Below are 21,772 nucleotides of genomic sequence, written 5' to 3' on the forward strand. Positions count from 1 at the left end.
AAGTCCTAACATGATAAGAGAACCAGTTGTTGCTGGACAGTTTTACCCAGATACAAAAAAGGAGTTAGAAAAGATGATAGAATATTGTATTGAACACAAGTTTGGCCCTGGAAAACAAATCAAAGAATCAGCTGAGAAAATATTTGGGATTGTTTGTCCCCATGCAGGATATGTGTATTCTGGTCCCACAGCATGTCATTCCTACAAAGCAATATCATCACAAAAACCAGAGCTTGCAATAATTATCGGACCAAATCATTTTGGGATAGGAAAAAATGCTGCCACAATGATAGATGCAAAATGGGAGACTCCATTAGGTTTGATAGAAGTAGATTCACAGGCATCTCAAGAAGCTGTAAAAAACTCCAATGTCATCGAGATAGACAATTACTCTCATTCACAAGATCACAGCTTAGAAGTACAGGTTCCAATGTTACAATCAATTCTTACTAATGAGTTTAAGATTCTCCCAATAATTTTACTTGAACAAAATCTGCAAACAGCTACAGATGTAGGAAACGTAGTATCAGAAATTGCAAAAAAAAGAAATACAATAATTGTTGCATCATCAGATTTTACTCATTATGAGGAAAATTCTTTTGCACATCGTCAAGATAAAGCCCTAATTGAGCCAATTTTAGATTTGGATGTCGATAGGTTTTATCAAGTGTTAATGGAGAAAAGAGTGTCTGCGTGTGGATATGGGGCTATCGCGTCTGCAATGATTGCATGTAAAAATTTAGGTGCAACCAGAGGAGAACTTCTTAGTTATGCAACAAGTGGAGATGTTTCTGGAGATACAGACTCTGTTGTTGGGTATGGTGCCATAAAATTTGTTTAACAAAAATAACTAGAATCCAATGAGATAAAATCAGAAAATGTTTTTAATTCAAATTTTTTGTAAATGATAAACCAGATTGTTCGAATCCTAATTTCTTGTAGAATTTATGGGATTCCTTACGTTTATTGCCAGATTCGAGCCTAATTCTATGACATTTTTTCTCTTTTGCAATAGATATACAAGAATTGATTAGTTTTTTTCCAATTCCTTGATTTTGAAATTTCTCTCGAACGATTAATTCTGGAATGTATAATTCTCTGCTAGTTTGGTTAAGTCTTGATAGTAATACAATACTCACCATACCAATAATTTCAACACCATCAAATTCTGCTACGAGTATTTTTTTATCAGTGTCATCTATGTATTGCTTTACTAATTTTCTAAATGACTCTATTTCAGAATCTTTTTGTGGTCTTGGACGTCCAAGCTCATATAACAATCCAAGAATAACAGGTATGTCTTTAGCCATAGATTCTCGGATAACTACATTTTCCACGAATAGTTTTTCTCACCATACTTTAAGAATAGTTTGATTCTAAAGATAAAGTTGGAGAACAATGGATGAAATTACATCACATACAATTTTAGCAATATTAATTATTGCCGCAGTTGGAATCTTTGTCGGCTCTAGAATTTGGATGCTTTTTAGGAAATAAAATACATAGTTAGAATTAGGACAACATACCAATCATTAAGTCGATAGATTTAACGACATATTTTAGTTTGAAAATTAATAATTTCAGTATTAAACTAATTTAGTTTTTAATTTAAATAACTATGTACTAATTTTAGCTTCAGTATATTGTTCAGCTAGAGAAAGTAACTCATCTACCCCAAGTGGTTTTGAAATTACTTTGATCAGTCCTTCTTTTACTGCCTGTTGATTCTTTGGTTCAAGTTGAGAGTATCCTGTAACAATTACTACTTTGGCGTTTTTATCAATCTCTTTGATTTGTTTGAAGGCTTCATATCCATCAAGTATAGGCATATCCCCATCCATTATTACTAGAGAGGGATTTGTATCTTTGAATTTTTCAACTGCTTCTTGCCCATTATTTGCTGTTTGAAGATCATATCCATGTAATTCTAAAATTTCTTTATAGATTGAAATCAAATCTGTATCATCTTCTACCAACAAAATAATACTATTCATGCTAAAATAATATGCTCATACTTTGCTATTAAAGACTACGTTTGTTATAATAATCACAAACAATTTTCGGTTATTTTAAATAAAAAATTGAGCCTAAATGAGATTAGCATTTTATGCAAAATACAACTTTATACATTCACATAGTAGGTAATTTCCAGAGGATTGGACTTGAGCAATAGTAATTTTTTATCAAAATCAACAATAAACTATAGAAGAACTTTATTTGTTTTAATTACAATTTTAGTTGCAATTACTATCATATATCAATCAAGATCATTTCTTAATGATTCTCAATTCAGTTGGATTTCAATTCCAACATATGTTATTCTTCCAGGAATACTTACTGTATATTCTACAGTTCTTGCAATAAAATTATTCAAGCAAAGACATTTTCAGGCAAAAGCATTTTTTTTCTTTGCATTAGGTGCAGCATCATGGTTTATAGCTGAGCAAATTTGGCAAGCTTATGATCATATTTGGGAAGGCGAGCCATTTCCATCTGAAGCAGATATTTTTTATGTTGCATCATATCCGTTTATCACTGCATTTTTGTTTCTTTCAATTAAGCCGATAATCAGTTCAATAAGCAGAAACGTTTGGTTGTTTGCAATTGCTTTGTCTTTCTCTTTTTTGATTCCATCTCTCTTAGTATCATATAATGATATTTCAGGAGAAGATTCTTTTGCAGTATCAATTGCTCTTACATATCCAATATTAGCATCAATTAAATTAGTTCCAGCAATTATTGGCATACTATTTCTTACCAAAAAAGGTGCAAATTTTTCTTGGATGCTTCTTTTATTTGGACTAATAACTTATAGTGTATCAGACACATTTTTTCTTTTTGCAGAGCTTGATGGGTCCTATTTTGATGGGCATACAGTGGATTTGATGTATGTCTATAGTTTTCTCTTGTTAATTTTTGCTCTTCATGTACGTTTAAGGATTGCAAAATTACCTGAAAATGAAAAACAGGCAATGTTTTTTTCAGAAAACATACAATTTGAAACTATCAAACAATTTGTAATTCCCTTAACGTTGGCTATTGTTTGTTTGGTTACCATCATATCACTAATCAATGTAGTGTTCATTCAAGAAAATAAGGAGATATCAACCCAAAATCTAATGCTTGGTATTGTTGCAATGTTGGGTGTTTTTGTTATAATTGTTTTAACTATCAACAAAAATCTTTCACAATTAGTTAAAATGAGAACCGATGAACTTGTAAAGCAAAAAAATAATCTTGAGAATATAGTAGAAGAAAAAACCCACAAGTTGTTAAAATCTGAGCGTCTTTCTGCAATTGGGGAGCTATCAGGGCGCCTGGCACATGATTTGAGGAACCCATTATCGGTCATGAAAATGTCTGTAGATTTGATAAATCAAAGTCCGCATGATACAAAAATTTCAGATTCCAAGGTAATAGAGCGATTAGATTTGATTAAGAAGAGTATTGACAGGATATCTCATCAGGTTGATGAAGTTCTAGGTTTTGTTAGAAATTCTCCAATAAAATTAAGTTCCATTTCTCTATCAGAACTTGTTGAAAATTCAACAACAAAAATTAATGTTCCAAAAGATATAGAAATTAAATTTAATAAGAATAATTTAAAAATTAAATGTGATCCAATCAAACTAGAAGCTGTTGTCATCAATCTTATTGTAAATGCGATTCAAGAGATGCCTAAAGGAGGAAGCGTTGAGATAAAAACATATGAAGAAAAAGACAATGTGATTTTAGAATTTATTGATTCAGGTAAAGGAATACCAGATAAATATCTGGATAAAGTCTTTGAACCGTTATTTACAACAAAACAAAAAGGAACCGGTTTGGGATTGGCAAGCTGTAAAAATATTGTAGAGCAACATCTGGGTAAAATTTCTGTAAAAAATGATCCTACAACATTTACCGTAATAATACCAAAGGGATTAGTTGAAGAAACTTCTAAAATTAAAAATAAATTACAATTTTCTTAAAAGAGTAAATCGAGATTTATCAGGTTCTATGTCTTCATGCATATCAACATTGCTTACAACTCGGACATTATAGTTCAGCCATCTTTTATACACATTTCTAAATTTCTGATTTTCATCTATCTGTTTTTCTGTTTCTTCAAATTTCTCACAATTCATAATGTATTTTCTTGCGACTCTGTACATTTCTGCAATTCCCTTATCCAAGGTATCATCATCTAAATAATTCAATAATTGATGCGTAAAAACAAAATCGATTGAGGAGTCCTCAAAGGGCAAATCAGTAATGCTTGCTTTCTTAAAACTTGCAAATGAGATTTTTGATTTTGCCATTTTCAATGCATTGTCATTTAGATCAACTCCGTGAATTTGAAAACTTTTAGGAAACAATCTCAAATCAATTCCAGTACCGCATCCAATCTCAAGGACACTTGTACAATTCAAGGAAGTGACCAAATCTCTAGTGTATTTTGCAAATTCTTCATTGAATTTTGCTTCATTTTCATCGGCGTACTTGTCCCAAAATTCCTTATTGTAACTCATAAATTCATTCAAACAAAAGCCGTATTTGTTACTAATTGTTCAGTGCTGACATTTGCACGGGACAAGTTGTGTGTCAAAAGTACAATCATGCGGACCATCTGATCTTCCTTGTGTGGGGATTTCTTTCATACAATCATCATGACGACCCTTTCTGCAAAACCAACAGATTTCAGGAGTGTCACCATTATCGCACGAATCCATGGTTTCTACTCATTTTTGCTGGTAAAAAACTTCATGGAAAATTAAATAAATGTTAACCAAGGCAAGAATCTCTCATCTTTTCCCATTACCACATCAGAGAAGGATTTTTGAAGTGCTTTTGTGATGTTACCCATCTTCCCGTTTCCTATCTTTACTTGATCTATTTGAGTTACTGATTTTACTTCAGCTGCAGTGCCTGTCATGAAAATTTCATCAGCTGTATAAAGATCATCTCTTTCAAGATCTCTCTCAATTACAAATCCACTATTTTCTTCAATAATTTGAATAACACTGTCTCTTGTAATTCCTTCTAATCCTCCTGCTGAAAGTGGAGGTGTTTGAATGATATCATCTTTTACAACAAATATGTTTTCAGCACTTCCTTCAGCAACTTTCCCATGTGAGTTTAACATTATTGCTTCATCATAACCATTATCCAATGCTTCCATTCTTGCAAGTGCAGCATTTGCATAATTTGATGCAGCTTTTGCTTGCATTGGTTGAGATCTAGAATCAATTTTCACCCAGCTTGACATTTTACATTTTGCTCCAGAGAATTTACCTGCTTTTGATTCACCCATTTTCCATTCCCAACAAGCAATAGAGACATCTACTTTGTTCTCAGTAGGAGTTAACCCCATTGTTCCATATCCATAGTATGCTAATGGTCGAATGTATGATTCTTTGAGTCCACTAGCTTTCACAGTTTTAATTATTGCATCAGAAATTTCTTTTTTTGTAAATTGCATTTTCATTGAATATAGTTTTGCAGATTTGAATAGTCTGTCAACATGTTCAGGTAATCGAAATATTGCAGAACCACTAGGTGTATCATAACATCGGATTCCCTCAAATATCGAGGTGGAATAGTGCAATGCATGAGTCAATACATGGACTTTGGCATCTTTGAAGGGCACTAATTTTCCATTCATCCATATTTTGCCAACCTCTTTCATAGGAGTCGAAAAAAACACTGCTAATTTAAAGAATTAACTTTCGACAAAGATTTTGGTCAAATCTGCAAACTAAATATCTAGCAAAAGACAAATTATACCATGGAATGGATGTTAGGTTTTGTCGCTATCGCTCTTTTAGTGATAGGATTGGTGGGTCAGGCTTTTGAGATGAGAAAAATCAGATTAACAACATACAAAGATGAAGATTTAGGCTCGACAAATATTTTCATGAATAAAAAAAATCTAAAATGGTATATCGTTTTGGGCATAGGAATTGTTTTGTGGTACGTAGCTGAGCGTATGTAAATTATCTATATAGATCAGCTCTATATACTAGAAATTGTAACATATAGTATCGCGTGTTTAGGGTAACGCCCGGACTGAATCTAGATAATGGTCCAAGAACAAACCCTCGATGGCGCTTACAGGTGTAAAAACCCGTACGCCACACTTTCACTAAATAAAATTAATTTTTGAAATCTCTTGATGAATTGCTTTTATTGCTTTTCTTATGTTGTCATCAGCATCTTCTACAACAATTATAATTCGTGAAGTTTCTTCTTGTGCATCCATATTCAAAATATTTAATCCTGCATCACCAATCTTTGCACTAGTTCTTGATGCAACTTGTTGAACTCGCCACATTTCATCACCAATCAATGTAATCACTCCTCGATTGTATGTAATGGTTGCAAGAGAATCAAATCCTAACAAGTATTTTTCATTTCTTTTTACATAATCACCATCCAAGAATAAAATTCTAGAGAACTCTATTCCGTCTTTGGTAAATGGGGACAGCATTACAAATTCACTGTAACGCTTATCTTTTTCCAGAGATGTCAATAACTTTTGGATTAAATTAGTTTCAATTCGAAAGATTGCGCAATTTTCTTTTCCTGTAACTATTTTGATCGGATGTCCTTTTTGTTCATCTAATATCCTCTTTATTGTAGTGGTTTTTTCGGGATCATTCATGTTTGTAATAATTATTGGAATGTCCACCCCATTTTCTACAATCTCTTTAATTGCTATAGGATCTAAAATTTTCATTCCAAACATACCTGCTAGTCTTGCTTCATTGTATGACAATTGTAGAACTTGGGACAGATTAGACTCTACAATTTTTGGATCTGCAGAAACCACTGCGCTATCTTTCTCAAAATCTATACTAGTTTCGTATATTTTATGAAATAATATTCCAAGATCTGCTGCAGTCCTATCTGAACCGCCACGCTCGTATGTAGTTGTAACGTTTTTAATTGTTTTTCCAATAAATCCTCCCATAGTAACTACTTCGTTTTGTTCTACTAATAGCGCAATTTTATCCATATTTTCTCTGGATTTTGAGGCAAGAAAATTGGTAGATTCTATGTTGTTATCTGTAATTATTGGCCAGTCATCAAAATCTACAGAATCAGATTTGATGCCATTGCTTTTTAGAACATAGTTCATTACATGAGACATCAATATTTCACCTGAAAATGCCAGAGCCCTAGAACGAACTTCATCTACAAATTCTTTAGCATTTAGTGCATCATCAAGTGCTTTGCTGGCCTTTTTTAGATTCAAATCAATAGTATTTTTGCAAGCATCCATATTTTCAGGATTTACCAATTGAAGGATTTTGTCATAAGTAGATTTCACAATATCTAAAGAAGGACTTTGTCCATTTTCTGCATTTTTTCCCTGCTCCAAAATTACATCGGTAAGCGAGCGTGTTTTTCCATTATGTGTTGTTAGCGGTGCTGAAAAAACTGCAATTACCTTTGAATCTTTTTTCAAATTGTTGATGCGGTTGATTATTTCTGGAATCAGCATACCATCAGGACCAATTGCACTCCCACCAAATTTGGCAACGACTAGTTTAGTCATGGTACTTTATCAAAAATCAGGGGCCTTCTATTAAGCATTTGATTGTTTGATTAATTTTTCAATGATATTTGATGCAGTTTTTGCACCATTTGTGTTTGTTTGTTTTCTCTTTGCTTCTAGTTTTTCTAAAATTAATGTGTCTAATCTTTGGAGATCATCAAAAACATATCCTTGTTCTAGAGCATTATCTTCTTGTTCAAAATGACCTTTAATTGGAATAAATATTGCAGGTGTGCCGTAAGCATTTGCCTCATCTATTGTGGATTTACCAGCTAGTGAGATTAAAAGATCTGCTGCAAAAATTATTTCATGCAAGTTATCTACAAATCCTAAATTTCGGACATTTTCAAATTTTTTAGTAACTGCAGGACCAGAGACTAGAACAATTTTGATGTCTTGATTTATTTTTGAAATAGACTCTAATGCTTTTTCAATTAGAAATATCCCAGCATCTGTTCCTCCAATGGAAACAACAATTGTTTTTTTCTCAAATAGGAATTTTTCTCGTAATTTCTCTCTTGAAAAAGCGGTGGTTCTAACTATGGGTCCTACTCTTTTGATATTATCAGAATCATCTCCATTTTCAGGAAGAATCACTAAATCGCATTTTTTACTTATTTCTTGCATTGATTTGTTCATTTTTTTCTCAATTAGTGATGCTAATCCTTTTGTAAAATGAGTCTCCAAGATATCGGTGACCAGTATGGTAGGGATTTTCATTGTTTGAGCAACGGTCAATGATGCAAAATCCTCATCACTGATGACCAAAGTTGGATTGTCATCTTGCAGAATCTTCTGTGAAATATTTTTACATTCTTTGTAATAATTGTAATAACTCCACAACCATTTTGCTGGATTCTTTAGAGTTCCATTTTCAACAATAAATGAAGGTGGATTGTATACATCTTGAACTTTAAAATTCAAATTTTTTAGAATTTCAGCTGCTACACCGCCTGTAACAAAATTTGTGGAAATGTTTTCAAAATTATTTACAATTGCAATATCTCTAGTCACATGACCTAATCCAATAGGGCTAGAAAAAAAATTGCAGACATTCATGAGATTCTTATTTTTTCATCAAATTTGTAGATTCTCACATGTCTCAAAGTTTAAATGGTTTTTAACAAGGTAGGTTTCTGGGCTCATAGTCCAGGTCGGTTATGACGTCGCCCTTACACGGCGAAGATCCGGGGTTCAAATCCCCGTGGGCCCATTTTTGTCCCCAAAATGATGGTTGTCCCATATGGATCTATTTAATTCACAGAACATCAGGCTTAAAATCATTATAATTATTCTCAATCATAGCTAAATCTAATATAGTATAATGATATGAATGTCATACTATGGATATGATAAATTACAAGGTACTGATAGCAGATGATTCAGCGTTTATGAGAACATTACTGTCAAAAATTTTTCAACATACAACAGGAGTGGGAGAAATCGTTCAGGTAAACAATGGTGAAGAGGCTCTAAAAGCATACAAGGTACAAAAACCAGATCTGGTGACAATGGATATAGACATGCCAGAGATGGATGGAATTGAGGCTGCAAAACTGATTAAACAGTATGATTCAAAAGCAAAGATAGTGATAGTTTCATCATCAGATAAGAAGAATACAAGAGATGAAGCAGAAAAAATCGGAGTTTTTGGATACATAAGAAAACCGTTTGATCGCTTAGAGATAAAGAGAATAATTGATGATTTATCAAAAGAATAGAACTCATCGAATTTTAGTATATTAGAAATGATTACACATGATAATCTAATCTTTGAATATATTTTCAATATATTGTAAAATGAAAATTATGATTAGTGATTCACGAGAAATGAATTCATCAGATAGTGGGGCAGTATTACAAAAAATTATGCTATACTAAGAGATCTTAAAACTTGATCCAGTTTGATCAGCGAACAAGGTTTTTCCATTATTTTAGATACATTAAATGGTTTAATTTTTTGTCTATTTTTTTCAGTATAATGTCCAGTCAATATGATGACTTTGGCATCAGGATTAATTTTTTTGATGTTTTCGAGACCATAAATTCCATCATAGTTAGGCATCGATAGATCCAATAAAACTACGTCTGGGCGGTATTCTTCATACAATTGAACTGCTTCTAATCCATTATGACCGCATCCTAAAATATTGAATCCCTTCATTTGAAGAAAGTCAGTTAGTGAATCAAGTAAATCATCATTGTCATCCACTACTACAACCGAATTATTCATTATAATTGAAAGAAATCAAAATTTCATATAGGTATGAGTATGTATTTTTTAAGACACATTTTTGGCAAATGAGATAATATAAGTATCAGATTAACAATTACTATAAGAAATGGAAGACGAGGTAGATTTTGAGAAATGTGCGGATCCATTGATGATCATACTAAATTCATTAGAATTGATTAAACTCCAATATGATGGAGTGATGGATGATGGAATCAAGGCTTATCTTAATCGCATAGATAAATCTGCACAAAAAATTGAACGTTTACTGCAAGAATTGAAAACAAAACACAAAATTTACAATTAAAAAAGTACAAAAATTTTCTAAAATTAATCTAAAATATTGAGAATTCAAGATGGGATGTATTGCAATCATAATCCAGGTAACAACTCCCTCAAAACTATGATGACTTTTATTTGGTAATGAGGTAATCCTTTCATGGAAACTAATATTGGGATTTCCTCTGATAATGCAAAAAACATCGTTGATATTTTGAACAGACTTTTAGCCGATGAGTACGTGTTGTATACCAAAACAAGAAACTATCATTGGAATGTCGTAGGAATGCAATTCAATGATCTTCACAAGTTCTTTGAATCGCAATACGGTGAACTAGATGGAATTATTGACGAGGTTGCTGAGAGAGGCAGGTCTTTGGGTGGAAAGACAAAAGCAACTCTTTCTGAGTTTATTGGAAATAGCAGAATCAAGGAACAACCAGACACATTCCCAGAAGCACAAACAATGCTGAGAAATCTTCTAGTTGATCACGAATCAGTCATTCAAACATTAAGAAAAGATCTTGAGACATGTACAAAATTGGGTGACGCAGGAACTTCTGATTTTCTCACAGGGCTTATGGAACAACATGAAAAGATGGCTTGGATGTTAAGATCATTCCTTGAATAATCTTTTTTTATTTTTTAACCATCAGCAAAACGGCATCCAATTACACATAACATTTCTGGCAATGTATGTTACATCAATGTTTTATGATTTGAACACAAGCATCCCACCTGGATTAGATTTAATTTTTATTTCAGAATAATGAAACGCAGAGCAAAATAGTTTTAAAAACAGCTTCTGAATGCACTTATTTCAATAAAAAAATAGAAAAAAAGAGTTAGACTCTTAGATTGATTCTAGATTTTGCAGTAATTGCAATAATGCTTGTGATTGCAACAACTAGTACCATCATAGCTATTGTTCCAAATTCTGGTACAACAGTTCCAATGGTTTTCATTTTAGCTTGAATTGCATCAATCTGGGCATTAACTTCTGATATTGGTTCACCATTTCGAATCATACCTCGGAGTTCTTCACGCAACATTACTTCAACTTCTTCCATCAACTCTCGCTGACCAAGTTCAATCAAAGGTGCCTCAAGAAACTCATAGTTATCAAGATATGCCTTTGTGGCAAGACTTAATGCCAAATCAGTATCTCCTTTTGCATATTCTTGTTTTGTTTGATCAAGCAATTCTTCAATGGTTTCTACATATTCTAACAAATCATTGCCTTCATCCTCAACTCCCAAGACTTCATCAATTTCATGGATAACGCCTCCAGCTAAAGTTTCAACTTGTAAAGGATTGGCTCTTGCATCATATGCATTCCACAAGTCTTCATAGGATTCATCAATCTCTTCTGCAATATGAGCATCAATGTCAGATTCTATTTCAGCAAAGATTTGCTGTGACCTCCATACAAATGCAGAACCGTCTTGGAATTCAGCCATTTCTCCAATTACGCCATCAGAGACTGCTTCACCATATTCTGCTATTGATGTATCAAGTAAAACCTTCATCAAAATCAATTTTGTATCAACTGAGTTGCTTAGATAATCACCTACAATAGTAGAGCGTGCAATTGCAACAACACCTTTTGCATCGTCAATTGCCTGCTGAGCTTGTGCTCGTGATATAGTGGTATTTGCCTTGTCTTTCAAATCCATCAATGTCTTCTGAACTTGTGCATCAAGTGCAGGATCTGCTGCCTTTAGCTGTGGTTTCATGGAGTCATACAATTCTGAAATTGGATGTGTAGCATGAATCAATGCCAGTTCAGCATTTTTATCATCTAGGTTTTGCTCAAGTGCCCAAAAGTGACCTAATGTTTCCTCAAGAGAGGAAGCAAACTCTATTTTTGCTTCTTGTGATTCATCTAGTTCATGAATAATTCTATTTGCAATAGTTTGAATTTCTAATGGATCAGCTTTAGCATCATATGCATTCCACAAGTCTTCATAGGATTCATCAATCTCTTCTGCAATATGAGCATCAATGTCAGATTCTATTTCAGCAAAGATTTGCTGTGACCTCCATACAAATGCAGAACCGTCTTGGAATTCAGCCATTTCTCCAATTACGCCATCAGAGACTGCTTCACCATATTCTGCTATTGATGTATCAAGTAGAACCTTCATCAATTGTACCTTAAAGGCAGAATCATTACTCAATTCATCACCTACAATAGTAGAGCGTGCAATTGCAACAACACCTTTTGCATTGTCAATTGCCTGCTGAGCTTGTGCTCGTGATATAGTGGTATTTGCCTTGTCTTTCAAATCCATCAATGTCTTCTGAACTTGTGCATCAAGTGCAGGATCTGCTGCCTTTAGCTGTGGTTTCATGGAGTCATACAATTCTGAAATTGGATGTGTAGCATGAATCAATGCCAGTTCAGCATTTTTATCATCTAGGTTTTGCTCAAGTGCCCAAAAGTGACCTAATGTTTCCTCAAGAGAGGAAGCAAACTCAGATTTTTCTTGAACTGATTCAGCAAAAGCAAAAGACGGACTTGACAAAATTATCGAAGTCATCAAAAGCGCCAATGTAGTTATTTTTCTCATTAAGAAAGTGGTCTTGAAAATTATCATTTAAATGCATTACACATTATTTGGAAATATTCCAAGTTTGTAGAACAATATTTTGAATGAATCAAATTTCAATTATCACTGCGGCTTTATCATTTTCACTGATTTCCTGTCGTACGGCATCAATAATATGAGAATTAGACGTGAGACTGGAATAATCAATGAGTTTGAGATCTGTTAAAAGATATACTTGTGGTGCAATATCACTGCTTCGAGATTCTAAGAAATCATCAATATCTTCTAACATGCTAAGCTTGCCTCCTTGAAAGATCTTTCCATTTTTGATTGAAAGTTTTAGTCTTCCAAATCTATCCAGAATTATTATATGATGTCTGTTGTGTTTGCTAAACATTCTCTTTTTTTCAATATGACCTGTAAACACAAAGTAATGCTCAGTTTCAAAACTTAACTCAATAAGAGATTCAGGAAGTTTAATTATTTCAGAACATCGTGTTAGGGCTTCATCTAATGTAAAAATAGTCTTTGAAGTAGTGGAACTATCAAGTTCCACATTTCCAGTTGCAATAACACGAAGAATTGATTTTTCAGGGATATACTCGCTACTTATCGTTATCGATTCAGATAATGCCCCTCTATCAATCATAATGTTGTGAATTTTTTTATGGGCCACAGATATTTTATCAGGTGTTGGCTCTGCCATAGTAATTTCCAATTCTTCTTGAAGCATGGATGAGGCCACTCCGATAGAAGATATTATTTCAGAATGTTTGCACTTTGAGTATTTTATTCCTAGTTGCTTTGCAACAAAAGGCACCAATACTGATGCCCCTCCCCCACCTCCAACAATCTGAGTTGTGGAAGGAGATATTTGAAATTCTTTTAGAATCTTACTGATTTCTTTCGTGATGGTAAATGACGCAGTTTGAATTATCGACATTGCCACCTCAGAATACGACATTCCAAGATGTTTAGACAGTATCTTTAAAGCAATCTTGGCAGAGTCGGGAGCAGCATACGCATAGTCATCACTATCAACCATACCCAAAGCGTTTGCAGCACATGTATTGGTAATTGCAAAGATTTTACCTTTTGATGAAATTGCAACATATTCATCATTATCGTTTTCAGTTGGCTTTATTGAGATGATTTTGCCCCCTTCAAGTTCAGAGGGATCCGCAAAACAAGAATATTTCAAACCAGCAATATGAGCACTCCTAGGACCCACACCAAGTATCCTGTTATCCTTAATTTGACACATACTGCCTCCTGCAACCCCCAGTATCCTAACATCAATGGATCTAACACATGTGGGATGATCTTTGATTGTAACATAACGAATTTCCGGCTTTCCATTTTTGATAACACAAATGTTTGTACTAGTTCCACCAACTTCAACAAAAATACCGTTAGTAATTCTCTGATAAAGCAAAGCTCCGGCTACACTGGCAGCTGGTCCTGAGAGTATGGTAAGTATTGGTTTTGTTCTAAAGGTGTTCATATTTGTAACACCTCCATCGCCTTTCATTATCATCAGGGGGGAGTTTATGCCAAAATCTCTTATTGCATCCTCGACATAGTTTGCAACTTGAAATGTTTTTGGCAAAACACTGGCATTAACTGCAGAAGTTAAGGTTCTAATTTCTAGCCCATAAATTCCAGAGATTTCATGTGAGGCAGTAGACGGAAGCCCCAGTTTAGAACATACATTCATTACAAATTTTTCATTTGACGGATCATCAACTCCAAATGCCTCAGTAGCGATTATAACTTTCGCACCATCATTTTTTAATTTTTTAATTGCTGTTGTAACCTCTTCTTCCGAAATCAAATGTGAGGTATCAAGAAAACAATGACATGTGTTTATATCATGTTCAGAATTGATCTTGTTATCTGAGAGTTTTGTGCGTTTAATTATATTTTTTTTCTCCGGACCAACGCCCATTGCAACAATACCAACTTTGAAAGTATCTTTTTCTAATAAGGCATTGATTGCTTGTGTTGTACTGTGAGATATTAATTCAATATCATCGATAGAAATTCTCGATGTTTCTAGAATATTAGATAGTGCATTTACAATTCCTGCAGAGACACCTCTTTCATTAGTATGAGTGGTCATCACAGTTGATTTACCCAAGATAGTTCCAGTTTTGATGTCAATAGCTACAGCTTTGGTAAAGGTACCTCCCACATCAATTCCAACTCTAATTCGATTTTTTTCAGTCATCAACAGTACTTCTTGACTTACGCATCATAGCTATTTGTTTTTCACGTTTTGGTCTAACTACCAAGACATATGATGAGGCAGCAAGATAGACGCCCAATAGGATGATTTGTGATACAACAGTTTCAAGAGTTGGATAGATTCCTGTCATCGTGGCCAAATTGATGTCAAGACGGGGTATGACTCCGATCATTCCAGTATAAGGAACAATATCTAAAACTTGTAATTCCCTTACTGCATTTCCCAAAAATGCTATTGAAAGATATGCACCAACACCCATCGTCAACCCAAACAATGCACGCAAGGGTAATTTTCTTCCTAATCTACGCATTCCGTAATAGATTGCTATCAACGATACAATTCCAAGTACAAACCCAAGACCAACTTGTAATTCCATATACTTTGCAAATCCAGACATTGCCTGATAAAATAAGACAGTTTCAAATCCTTCTCTATATACGGTAAAGAAAGCCAACATAACAAATACCATCACACTACCAGTTGCAGAAGCTTGCCAAACTTTTGCCTTTACAAACTCCATCCATTTTTTATGTTCAATTTTATTTAAAACCCAAAAACTAACATAAAACAAAACAGCAGTTGCAGACAATGCAGCAATCGCTTCTATAAGTTCCCGATTTGCACCAGAGATTTCAATAACATATGATGCAATCACCCAAGTGATTGCAGTTGCACCAAATGCAGCAAGCACACCATAGTACACATATTTTTTGAATTGGTTATTTCGTGATGCTTCAAGATAAGACAGTACTGCACCTAAAATCAACACAGATTCCAAACCTTCTCTAAAAATAATTGCAAATGACGATGTAAAGGCAATCATAGGTGCAAGTGTGCCAACACCACTAACGAGTCTTTCTGACTCGTCAAGATTTCGTTTTATTGCAATTACAACTTCTTGTATGTCTTCAGAAGGAGCTTGATTTTGTATCATGTTTCGTAGCTCTGCAAATTGAAATTCCACCTCAAGGGTGAAATCAGGATCAATTGCACGTAGCGGGATTTCAACAAATTCATAGCTGTCAAGATATGCAGTTCTTGCAGATGTGTAAGCTGACTGAAAATCACCCTCATCATACTGAACTAACAAAGCCTGAAGAGTGTCTCTAATGAAATCAATTTCGTTCCTGACACTTTCTTTTGCACCTTCAGATGCATCACCCATATCTTTTAGTTCTTTTTCTAAAACAATATCAGACAATCCAGTATTCCCAAGAACTTTCACCTGTTCTTCTGCGTTTGCAAGATCAGGCAAAATAGAATCACTGATGAATGTTTTAATTCCCTCTACGTCTTGTTTGTTTTGAATCATTTCTCGAAGTTTTTCACGCATGTCTATCTCCAACTCATAAAGTAACTTTGGGTCTACTTTTTCAATGTCAGCTTCCAGATACTCAAAATTTTCCAAATATGCCTCAATTCCTAACTCTTCTGCTTTAGCGTAATCTCCTTGGTCTAACGCTGCAAATAATTTTTCATATAGAGACCTGATGTTTTCATAGAATTTCTGTTTGTCATACACTACAGTTTCAGTTCCAACAAAATCTCGATTTATGACCGAGATTAGTGTTCCAACGGAATGAAAATCATCTTTATTTTCAATTTTTATTTTTAACTCATCAAGAAAAGAACTAATCTCAAGAGTTAATCGTTCATCATAATTTGTATTTCCAAACAATTCAATTGACAGATCCACAAGTTTCACAGATAGTTGATATGATGACGGAACATCATTTTGAATAGAAAATTGGTATTGTTCATCAACTAGGGTCAATATTTGCGCAATAGTTTTTCCAAAGTCTGGAGAATCATGTTTGTATCTCTCCAGCAACGTTTGAACAGTGTTAATTTCAGAAAGTATCTTTTGGTTATCTGATTTTCCTATATTGCTGTGTATGTCTAACAGCAACAGATGGATTTCATCAGAAGTTTCAGGATCGTGTTGTCTCAAAGTCTGCAAATGTAAGGGAAAATATGTTGTAATAGTCATTGAGATATTTTTTGCACTTTCCACATCTCCTTGTTCAACATAATTTGCAAGCATGTCAAGGGAGAGTGAAGTCACACTTTTGATAAAAAGTAGAGCAGTATCAGGATTATTTGACTGTCCATGAACAGAAAAATTAGGTACAAGCAATGTAGAGAAAAGAAAAACCACCATGAAAAAAACCCATTTAGAAACCAAGATATTTTGAAAATCAATGTGTTCAGTATTTAAAAGAGAGACTCATTTCAAGAGTTTAGAATAGAATACTTTGAACAAATTTTTCAGACTTGGTCTAGATTTTAAGGATTAGTAATACAACAGATAGAAGTGGTTTGCCTTCAAAAGTTCCTTCAAAATATTCTATTGAATAAAGGAACTCTTTGTGTAAGCGGTTTTTGTTTCCTGTGATTTTATTCCACTAAATTTCAAAGGATCGTCTTGTGCAGATAATTCTAGTTTAGCAAGTGAGAAGAGTTGTTTTGGGCTAGACATTGTTACACCTATAAAAAATAAAATAGTAAATTCTGGTAGTTAGATTCCCGAGCTTTTGTTCGTAAAAAAATCATTTTGTAAAATATTCTAAGATTCAAGATAGCGGGTCTAAAGGGATTCGGACCCTTGACAACCGGATTAAGAGTCCGGTGCGCTACCTGGCTGCGCCATAGACCCACCAAAATGGATAAAGCCCAGAGTTGTTATTAATCTTAAGATTTTAAAATAAATGAAAATTTAGTTTTGGGTTTTTGCTTCAATTTCATTGTACTTTTCAATAATTGCAGTAAGTGCAGTTGAAACTGGAACATCGTTCATCTTTTTCTTTTCGGCAAGAAGTTTTTGGTATGCATCTAATGTGATGTAAACCGGAATTGAACCATTTCCTTCTAGTAAACCTCTAACGTTGTAAAGAGCAGTTTCCATTCCTTTCTCAGCAGATTTTGCAAATTTTGCTTTATCCAAAATTGCTCCTAACGGACCAAATGGCATTTCGTAATCTACGGACATGGTTACTCTAGTGAGATTATTTCCCAAGGCTTTGAATTCATTCGTGATTTGCCATCTCTTAAATGGGCCTTCAATTTGTTTTGCTGCAATCTTTTCATTTCTGATAAATTCAGTTGTTTCACAATCCCATTCTAGACGTTTACCGCTAAAGTCACCGATAATTCTAAAGGTTGTACCTACACCCATTCCTTCTTTGATATCCATAGGAACCACTGTCATGCCTACCGTGTCATTTTTGATTTGGTCAGAAACGTGTTCTGGTCTTGCAAAGTAGGTAAAAACATTCTCTACAGGTGTTTTAATATCGATTGATTTTGTAACGAGGGTCAACGATTGGGTTTCTTGCCAATAAGGATTTAAAGGTTTTGAAGATTTTCTCACGTTCATTGATTTACAATATATTCATGTAAAGTTAGATTTCATTTAATGAGTAAAAAGCGATCAGTTTTTCTGATCTTTGTTTTGATGTTTTCATCAAGTATGTTATTTCAAGAAGCATATGGCCATTCCATGTTTAATTCAGCAGAGCAGTTTGAGGCAGGTTATAGGGTTCAAGTAGCCACATTGCCTGAATTTCCGCAAATTGGAGAACCATCTCAATTTTTAGTCAAAGTGACTAAGGGGTTTGAATATGAAGATGTTGATAGATTTACAATGGGAATTCGAGTTTTTTTTAATGGCCAACAAGTAGATGCAATCCCTCCCACATCCATTGAAGGGAATCATTGGGATTTTGATTATGTCTGGAGACAACAAGGGAATCATATTGTAAAAATTGACTTGTATGATATGTCAGAAAACGGAGTAATAACGTATACGTTTAACATGGGAACTCAAAGCCCATTCGGGATGATTTTCTTTGGTGCGATAATTGTTGGTGCCCTAGTTTTCACAGGGGTAATGATTTACATCTATATGCCAAAAATTTTCAAAAAATCTAAGCTGTAGGTTTCACAGTTATTCTAGAAATTCTAAATGCAAACAATGTTGTCAATAACACCATAGCAAAAAGCCAGATTCCAATGCCCAAGTGAATTGCAACTAGGACTGCATGAAGTTTTGTATCAATTACCAGTGCACCTAAGGTAATTTGAGTAATTACCAATCCGGTTGCAAGTGAACTTGTGATTTTTATTTTCAAGTTAGAATTCTTGTTAATCAGACTTGCAATCATGGTTGAAATTACTAGTAATCCGGTGGTTGCAGCAGTTGTTCTATGAATCCATTCAATTAGATATTCCTCAGAAGGCATCACTCCGTTAGGGCACAGAGGCCATTCAGGACAAGTCAGGCCAAGTCCTGCAGCTGAAATATAGCCACCAATAAACATCAAAGAATACAAAACAACCAATGTCGTTAATGCAAGATATTGTATAGCCAAAATTTCTCGTTTCTAGTTTACTGTAACTATACCGACCATCCAAGGATGAACCATACAAAAGTATGGATATTCACCTGCTTCATCTAGTGTTACTGAGAATGTATTTCCTGCCATAAACAAACTACTATCAAAGTTTCCGTCAGGGCCACCTGAAGGCGTTCCACTTGTAACAGTGTGAGCTGCTGAGTCATCATTTGACCAAGTGATTTCATCACCTGCTGAAACTGTAACATGATATGGAATATAGCATTCATTTGTTTCATCACATCCTGGAATGGATGAACCATCTGGGATGGATATTACTCCATCATATGCTACAGGTTCTGGTTCTGCAACTTCTTCCATTACCTCTGGTTCTGCAACTTCTTCCATTACCTCTGGTTCGGGTGCTGTTTCCATAACTTCTTCAACTGGAACATCACCTACAATGATTTTACCAACCATTCCTTGTTCTCTATGACCTGGAACAGTACAAATGTAATAGTAAGTTCCTTCTTCACCTGCGATAAATGTGGATTCTCCACCTTCTCCTGGTTTTAATGGATTAGATGCTGCTGCAACTTCACTTCCTGGAATAATTCCTCCAAATCCTTCATCTGCTGCTGTAACACCAAAAGAATGAAATGACTTGCCATGATTAACTACAGAGAAATTAATTTCATCTCCAACATTCATTGTAATTGTTGGATTATGATTTGGATCACCAGGTAATGCATTAAACGCTAAAGTTCTAAAGTCAGGAGATTCTATAAATGAAAGTTCAACTGGAATATGAACTCCGGTAAAAGCAGCTTGCACATCATGTTCAATAGTTTCACTCATCATACCCACAACAGGAGCTGGTTGTGAAATCCAATAGTCCCACATTGAAAAGAAGATTGCTCCGCCGACAATACAGATACCTAACATGATTATCATCATTTTTCCAGTTCTAGCTGGGGTTGTTCTGTAAACTTGGGAATTATCGTGACTCAACTTCATTTATCTCCTAGTGTGATGGGTTCTTTGCCTCAAATGGATAGTAATACTTGCCACCTACTCCGAATGGGTCTTCGGTATTTGCAAGTTTTCCTTTTCCTGAACTGTAAATCATGTTTGCCAAAAAGATTGCCATGCTGACACCAATAATCATTGCACCTACTGTAGCAATCTGGTTCATTGCAATCCATTCTGGGATTGGCGGATAATCGAAAATTCTTCTTGGCATTCCGTACAAGCCAAGTACGTGTTGTGTAAAGAATACCAAAACAGTTCCAATAAATGACATGACAAAATGAACCTTACCCATTGTTTCATTGTACATTCTTCCTGTTACATATGGGAACATGTAGTAGAGAAAACCAATTGAACCAAATGCAATGGTACCCATCACAAAGAGATGGAAGTGACCGACTACCCAGTATGTGTCGTGTGTTGTAAAGTCTAATGGCATTGCAGCGTTTGCAACACCGCCTGCACCTGCTGAAAAGAATAATGCAATGCCTCCAACTGCCCACATCATTGGGGTTGCAAATTTAATTCTGCCATTCCACATTGTTGCAATAAAGTTGAACACATGCATGGCAGATGCTGGAACTGCTGCAAGTGTTCCCACCATAAAGACTGTTTTTTCGGTAAATGACATTCCAGTTGCATACATGTGGTGTGCCCATGATGAAAAGCCGACAATAGATAACAAAACAAATGCAAAGACGCCAGAGTTGTAGCTGTAGATTGGTTTTCTTGAGAATCTTGGAATAATTTCATACATCATACCGATTGCTGGAATTACCAACACATACACCTCAGGATGGAACGTAAACCAGAACAAGTGTGCATATGCTATTGGATCCCCTCCCATTGCAGGATTGAAGAACCCACTTACACCAAGTCTGTCAGTTAGCAACATCAAAAGTGCTGCTGCAAATGTTGGAATTGCAACTAGAATAATCAAAGATGATGACAAAAATGACCATGCTAAAAGTGGGACTTGTCCAATTGACATGTCGGGGTGTTTACATTTGAGAATTGTAACAATAAAGTTGATTGCCCCTAATACGGATGAGATGCCAAGAATCTTTAATCCAAAAATCCACATGTCAGCAGCTGGGCCTGGTGCACTGATAATAGAGTATGGCGGAGTTGCATACCAAGTAAAGTCTGCAAATCCCAACCAGATGAGTGCGCCAGCTGGCGGAATCATCCAGAATGCAATTGCGTTGAGTTTTGGATATGCCATGTCTTTGTATCTAACCATGATTGGAACGTAGTAGTTGCCAACTGCAGATGCAAATGGAATGATGAACAAGAAGATTAGCGTTGTACCATGAACTGTAAAGATTCTGTTAAAGGTCATTGAATCACCAATAATTTGTGCACCTGGCAAGAACAACTCTGCTCTAATTGCAAGAGCCAAGGTTCCGCCTAAGAATAAGAATGCCAGTGATGAAATAAGATAAAGTAAACCTACATCAGTATGATGTGTTGAAAACATAATTTGCCAAATTGGACGTGGTTTTTGCAGTTCTAGAACCATTAGCTAAGTCCTCCAAGTGGTTGTGATAAAAGCGT

At 34.8% G+C, this 21,772-nt stretch carries 22 protein-coding genes and 2 tRNA genes; 8 read left to right on the forward strand and 16 right to left on the reverse strand.

Features of this window, described 5'->3' with window-relative positions; genetic code table 11:
* Positions 1-10 precede the first annotated feature (10 nt).
* Complete coding sequence (gene amrB, locus OO712_RS09560; RefSeq protein WP_109877713.1) at positions 11-841, forward strand: AmmeMemoRadiSam system protein B; 831 nt, start codon at positions 11-13, stop codon at positions 839-841.
* Positions 842-884: 43 nt separating this feature from the next.
* On the opposite strand, the gene OO712_RS09565 is transcribed toward amrB, so the two are convergent.
* Positions 885-1,337 (reverse strand): GNAT family N-acetyltransferase, encoded by a 453-nt coding sequence (locus OO712_RS09565; RefSeq protein ID WP_225866937.1) that lies wholly within the window; start codon positions 1,335-1,337, stop codon positions 885-887.
* Positions 1,338-1,616: 279 nt separating this feature from the next.
* Positions 1,617-1,994, reverse strand: a complete 378-nt coding sequence (locus OO712_RS09570; protein ID WP_109877714.1) for a response regulator — start codon at positions 1,992-1,994, stop codon at positions 1,617-1,619.
* A 168-nt stretch (positions 1,995-2,162) separates the two neighbouring features.
* On the opposite strand from OO712_RS09570, the gene OO712_RS09575 reads away from it, so the two are divergent.
* On the forward strand, positions 2,163-3,971 hold the full coding sequence (locus OO712_RS09575; RefSeq protein ID WP_109877715.1) for a sensor histidine kinase: 1,809 nt from the start codon (positions 2,163-2,165) through the stop codon (positions 3,969-3,971).
* Here the strand turns inward: OO712_RS09575 and OO712_RS09580 are convergent.
* Positions 3,957-4,511: a class I SAM-dependent methyltransferase gene (locus tag OO712_RS09580; RefSeq protein WP_109877863.1), complete on the reverse strand. Its 555-nt coding sequence runs from the start codon at positions 4,509-4,511 to the stop codon at positions 3,957-3,959. The genes OO712_RS09575 and OO712_RS09580 overlap by 15 nt on opposite strands.
* Positions 4,512-4,753: 242 nt before the next feature.
* A complete protein-coding gene (locus tag OO712_RS09585) occupies positions 4,754-5,668 on the reverse strand; it encodes a branched-chain amino acid transaminase (RefSeq protein WP_109877865.1) in 915 nt (304 codons plus the stop codon).
* 99 nt (positions 5,669-5,767) lie between these two features.
* On the opposite strand from OO712_RS09585, the gene OO712_RS09590 reads away from it, so the two are divergent.
* Positions 5,768-5,974 (forward strand): hypothetical protein, encoded by a 207-nt coding sequence (locus OO712_RS09590; protein WP_109877716.1) that lies wholly within the window; start codon positions 5,768-5,770, stop codon positions 5,972-5,974.
* A gap of 150 nt (positions 5,975-6,124) precedes the next feature.
* On the opposite strand, the gene OO712_RS09595 is transcribed toward OO712_RS09590, so the two are convergent.
* Together OO712_RS09595 and OO712_RS09600 are read right to left on the reverse strand one after the other, a co-directional pair.
* Positions 6,125-7,540: an amino acid kinase family protein gene (locus tag OO712_RS09595; protein WP_109877717.1), complete on the reverse strand. Its 1,416-nt coding sequence runs from the start codon at positions 7,538-7,540 to the stop codon at positions 6,125-6,127.
* A 30-nt stretch (positions 7,541-7,570) separates the two neighbouring features.
* Entirely contained in the window at positions 7,571-8,599 is a 1,029-nt protein-coding gene (locus OO712_RS09600; protein WP_109877718.1) for a glycosyltransferase, read from the reverse strand.
* Between the two features lie 79 nt (positions 8,600-8,678).
* Between OO712_RS09600 and OO712_RS09605 the strand changes: the two genes are divergently transcribed.
* Together OO712_RS09605 and OO712_RS09610 are read left to right on the forward strand one after the other, a co-directional pair.
* Positions 8,679-8,753, forward strand: a tRNA-Val gene (locus OO712_RS09605).
* 136 nt (positions 8,754-8,889) lie between these two features.
* The gene (locus tag OO712_RS09610) at positions 8,890-9,261 is read left to right on the forward strand and encodes a response regulator transcription factor (protein WP_160049228.1); all 372 of its coding nucleotides are present in this window, start codon (positions 8,890-8,892) and stop codon (positions 9,259-9,261) included.
* A 146-nt stretch (positions 9,262-9,407) separates the two neighbouring features.
* On the opposite strand, the gene OO712_RS09615 is transcribed toward OO712_RS09610, so the two are convergent.
* Entirely contained in the window at positions 9,408-9,773 is a 366-nt protein-coding gene (locus OO712_RS09615) for a response regulator transcription factor (protein ID WP_109877720.1), read from the reverse strand.
* 109 nt (positions 9,774-9,882) lie between these two features.
* On the opposite strand from OO712_RS09615, the gene OO712_RS09620 reads away from it, so the two are divergent.
* Together OO712_RS09620 and OO712_RS09625 are read left to right on the forward strand one after the other, a co-directional pair.
* A complete protein-coding gene (locus OO712_RS09620; protein WP_109877721.1) occupies positions 9,883-10,080 on the forward strand; it encodes a hypothetical protein in 198 nt (65 codons plus the stop codon).
* A 132-nt stretch (positions 10,081-10,212) separates the two neighbouring features.
* Positions 10,213-10,683, forward strand: coding sequence for a Dps family protein (locus OO712_RS09625; protein WP_109877722.1), 471 nt, complete (start codon positions 10,213-10,215; stop codon positions 10,681-10,683).
* 214 nt (positions 10,684-10,897) lie between these two features.
* Here the strand turns inward: OO712_RS09625 and OO712_RS09630 are convergent, their stop codons facing one another.
* From OO712_RS09630 to OO712_RS09655, 6 genes are all read right to left on the reverse strand, one after another.
* The gene (locus OO712_RS09630) at positions 10,898-12,625 is read right to left on the reverse strand and encodes a 4-helix bundle domain-containing protein (RefSeq protein WP_200829117.1); all 1,728 of its coding nucleotides are present in this window, start codon (positions 12,623-12,625) and stop codon (positions 10,898-10,900) included.
* Positions 12,626-12,713: 88 nt separating this feature from the next.
* On the reverse strand, positions 12,714-14,834 hold the full coding sequence (locus OO712_RS09635; protein ID WP_109877723.1) for a hydantoinase/oxoprolinase family protein: 2,121 nt from the start codon (positions 14,832-14,834) through the stop codon (positions 12,714-12,716).
* On the reverse strand, positions 14,827-17,013 hold the full coding sequence (locus tag OO712_RS09640) for an FTR1 family iron permease (protein ID WP_109877869.1): 2,187 nt from the start codon (positions 17,011-17,013) through the stop codon (positions 14,827-14,829). Before OO712_RS09640 ends, OO712_RS09635 begins: the two co-directional genes overlap by 8 nt.
* A gap of 186 nt (positions 17,014-17,199) precedes the next feature.
* Positions 17,200-17,331 (reverse strand): hypothetical protein, encoded by a 132-nt coding sequence (locus OO712_RS09645; RefSeq protein ID WP_263970087.1) that lies wholly within the window; start codon positions 17,329-17,331, stop codon positions 17,200-17,202.
* Between the two features lie 103 nt (positions 17,332-17,434).
* Positions 17,435-17,508 (reverse strand) — tRNA-Lys (locus OO712_RS09650).
* A gap of 60 nt (positions 17,509-17,568) precedes the next feature.
* The gene (locus OO712_RS09655; RefSeq protein WP_109877871.1) at positions 17,569-18,171 is read right to left on the reverse strand and encodes an SRPBCC family protein; all 603 of its coding nucleotides are present in this window, start codon (positions 18,169-18,171) and stop codon (positions 17,569-17,571) included.
* Between the two features lie 96 nt (positions 18,172-18,267).
* On the opposite strand from OO712_RS09655, the gene OO712_RS09660 reads away from it, so the two are divergent.
* Entirely contained in the window at positions 18,268-18,789 is a 522-nt protein-coding gene (locus OO712_RS09660) for a hypothetical protein (protein WP_200829118.1), read from the forward strand.
* Here the strand turns inward: OO712_RS09660 and OO712_RS09665 are convergent.
* From OO712_RS09665 to OO712_RS09675, 3 genes are read right to left on the reverse strand one after another with little or no spacing between them, the layout of a single operon-like run.
* On the reverse strand, positions 18,779-19,222 hold the full coding sequence (locus tag OO712_RS09665; RefSeq protein WP_109877725.1) for a COX15/CtaA family protein: 444 nt from the start codon (positions 19,220-19,222) through the stop codon (positions 18,779-18,781). The two genes, OO712_RS09660 and OO712_RS09665, sit on opposite strands and share 11 nt — an antisense overlap.
* 12 nt (positions 19,223-19,234) lie before the next feature.
* On the reverse strand, positions 19,235-20,203 hold the full coding sequence (locus tag OO712_RS09670) for a plastocyanin/azurin family copper-binding protein (RefSeq protein WP_146196011.1): 969 nt from the start codon (positions 20,201-20,203) through the stop codon (positions 19,235-19,237).
* A gap of 7 nt (positions 20,204-20,210) precedes the next feature.
* Entirely contained in the window at positions 20,211-21,737 is a 1,527-nt protein-coding gene (locus OO712_RS09675; protein ID WP_109877726.1) for a cytochrome c oxidase subunit I, read from the reverse strand.
* Positions 21,738-21,772: the final 35 nt, after the last annotated feature.

This window comes from Nitrosopumilus zosterae (assembly GCF_025998175.1).
Classification (GTDB): Archaea; Thermoproteota; Nitrososphaeria; order Nitrososphaerales; family Nitrosopumilaceae; genus Nitrosopumilus; species Nitrosopumilus zosterae.

Bases quoted from the DNA above. Each gene is read 5' to 3' on its own strand.
- amrB (WP_109877713.1), top strand. From the start codon at position 11: ATGATAAGAGAACCAGTTGTTGCTGGACAGTTTTACCCAGATACAAAA.
- OO712_RS09570 (WP_109877714.1), bottom strand. From the start codon at position 1,994: ATGAATAGTATTATTTTGTTGGTAGAAGATGATACAGATTTGATTTCA.
- OO712_RS09580 (WP_109877863.1), bottom strand. From the start codon at position 4,511: ATGAGTTACAATAAGGAATTTTGGGACAAGTACGCCGATGAAAATGAA.
- OO712_RS09585 (WP_109877865.1), bottom strand. From the start codon at position 5,668: ATGAAAGAGGTTGGCAAAATATGGATGAATGGAAAATTAGTGCCCTTC.
- OO712_RS09590 (WP_109877716.1), top strand. From the start codon at position 5,768: ATGGAATGGATGTTAGGTTTTGTCGCTATCGCTCTTTTAGTGATAGGA.
- OO712_RS09595 (WP_109877717.1), bottom strand. From the start codon at position 7,540: ATGACTAAACTAGTCGTTGCCAAATTTGGTGGGAGTGCAATTGGTCCT.
- OO712_RS09600 (WP_109877718.1), bottom strand. From the start codon at position 8,599: ATGAATGTCTGCAATTTTTTTTCTAGCCCTATTGGATTAGGTCATGTG.
- OO712_RS09610 (WP_160049228.1), top strand. From the start codon at position 8,890: ATGATAAATTACAAGGTACTGATAGCAGATGATTCAGCGTTTATGAGA.
- OO712_RS09615 (WP_109877720.1), bottom strand. From the start codon at position 9,773: ATGAATAATTCGGTTGTAGTAGTGGATGACAATGATGATTTACTTGAT.
- OO712_RS09620 (WP_109877721.1), top strand. From the start codon at position 9,883: ATGGAAGACGAGGTAGATTTTGAGAAATGTGCGGATCCATTGATGATC.
- OO712_RS09625 (WP_109877722.1), top strand. From the start codon at position 10,213: ATGGAAACTAATATTGGGATTTCCTCTGATAATGCAAAAAACATCGTT.
- OO712_RS09630 (WP_200829117.1), bottom strand. From the start codon at position 12,625: ATGAGAAAAATAACTACATTGGCGCTTTTGATGACTTCGATAATTTTG.
- OO712_RS09635 (WP_109877723.1), bottom strand. From the start codon at position 14,834: ATGACTGAAAAAAATCGAATTAGAGTTGGAATTGATGTGGGAGGTACC.
- OO712_RS09640 (WP_109877869.1), bottom strand. From the start codon at position 17,013: ATGGTGGTTTTTCTTTTCTCTACATTGCTTGTACCTAATTTTTCTGTT.
- OO712_RS09645 (WP_263970087.1), bottom strand. From the start codon at position 17,331: ATGTCTAGCCCAAAACAACTCTTCTCACTTGCTAAACTAGAATTATCT.
- OO712_RS09660 (WP_200829118.1), top strand. From the start codon at position 18,268: ATGAGTAAAAAGCGATCAGTTTTTCTGATCTTTGTTTTGATGTTTTCA.
- OO712_RS09670 (WP_146196011.1), bottom strand. From the start codon at position 20,203: ATGAAGTTGAGTCACGATAATTCCCAAGTTTACAGAACAACCCCAGCT.
- OO712_RS09675 (WP_109877726.1), bottom strand. From the start codon at position 21,737: ATGGTTCTAGAACTGCAAAAACCACGTCCAATTTGGCAAATTATGTTT.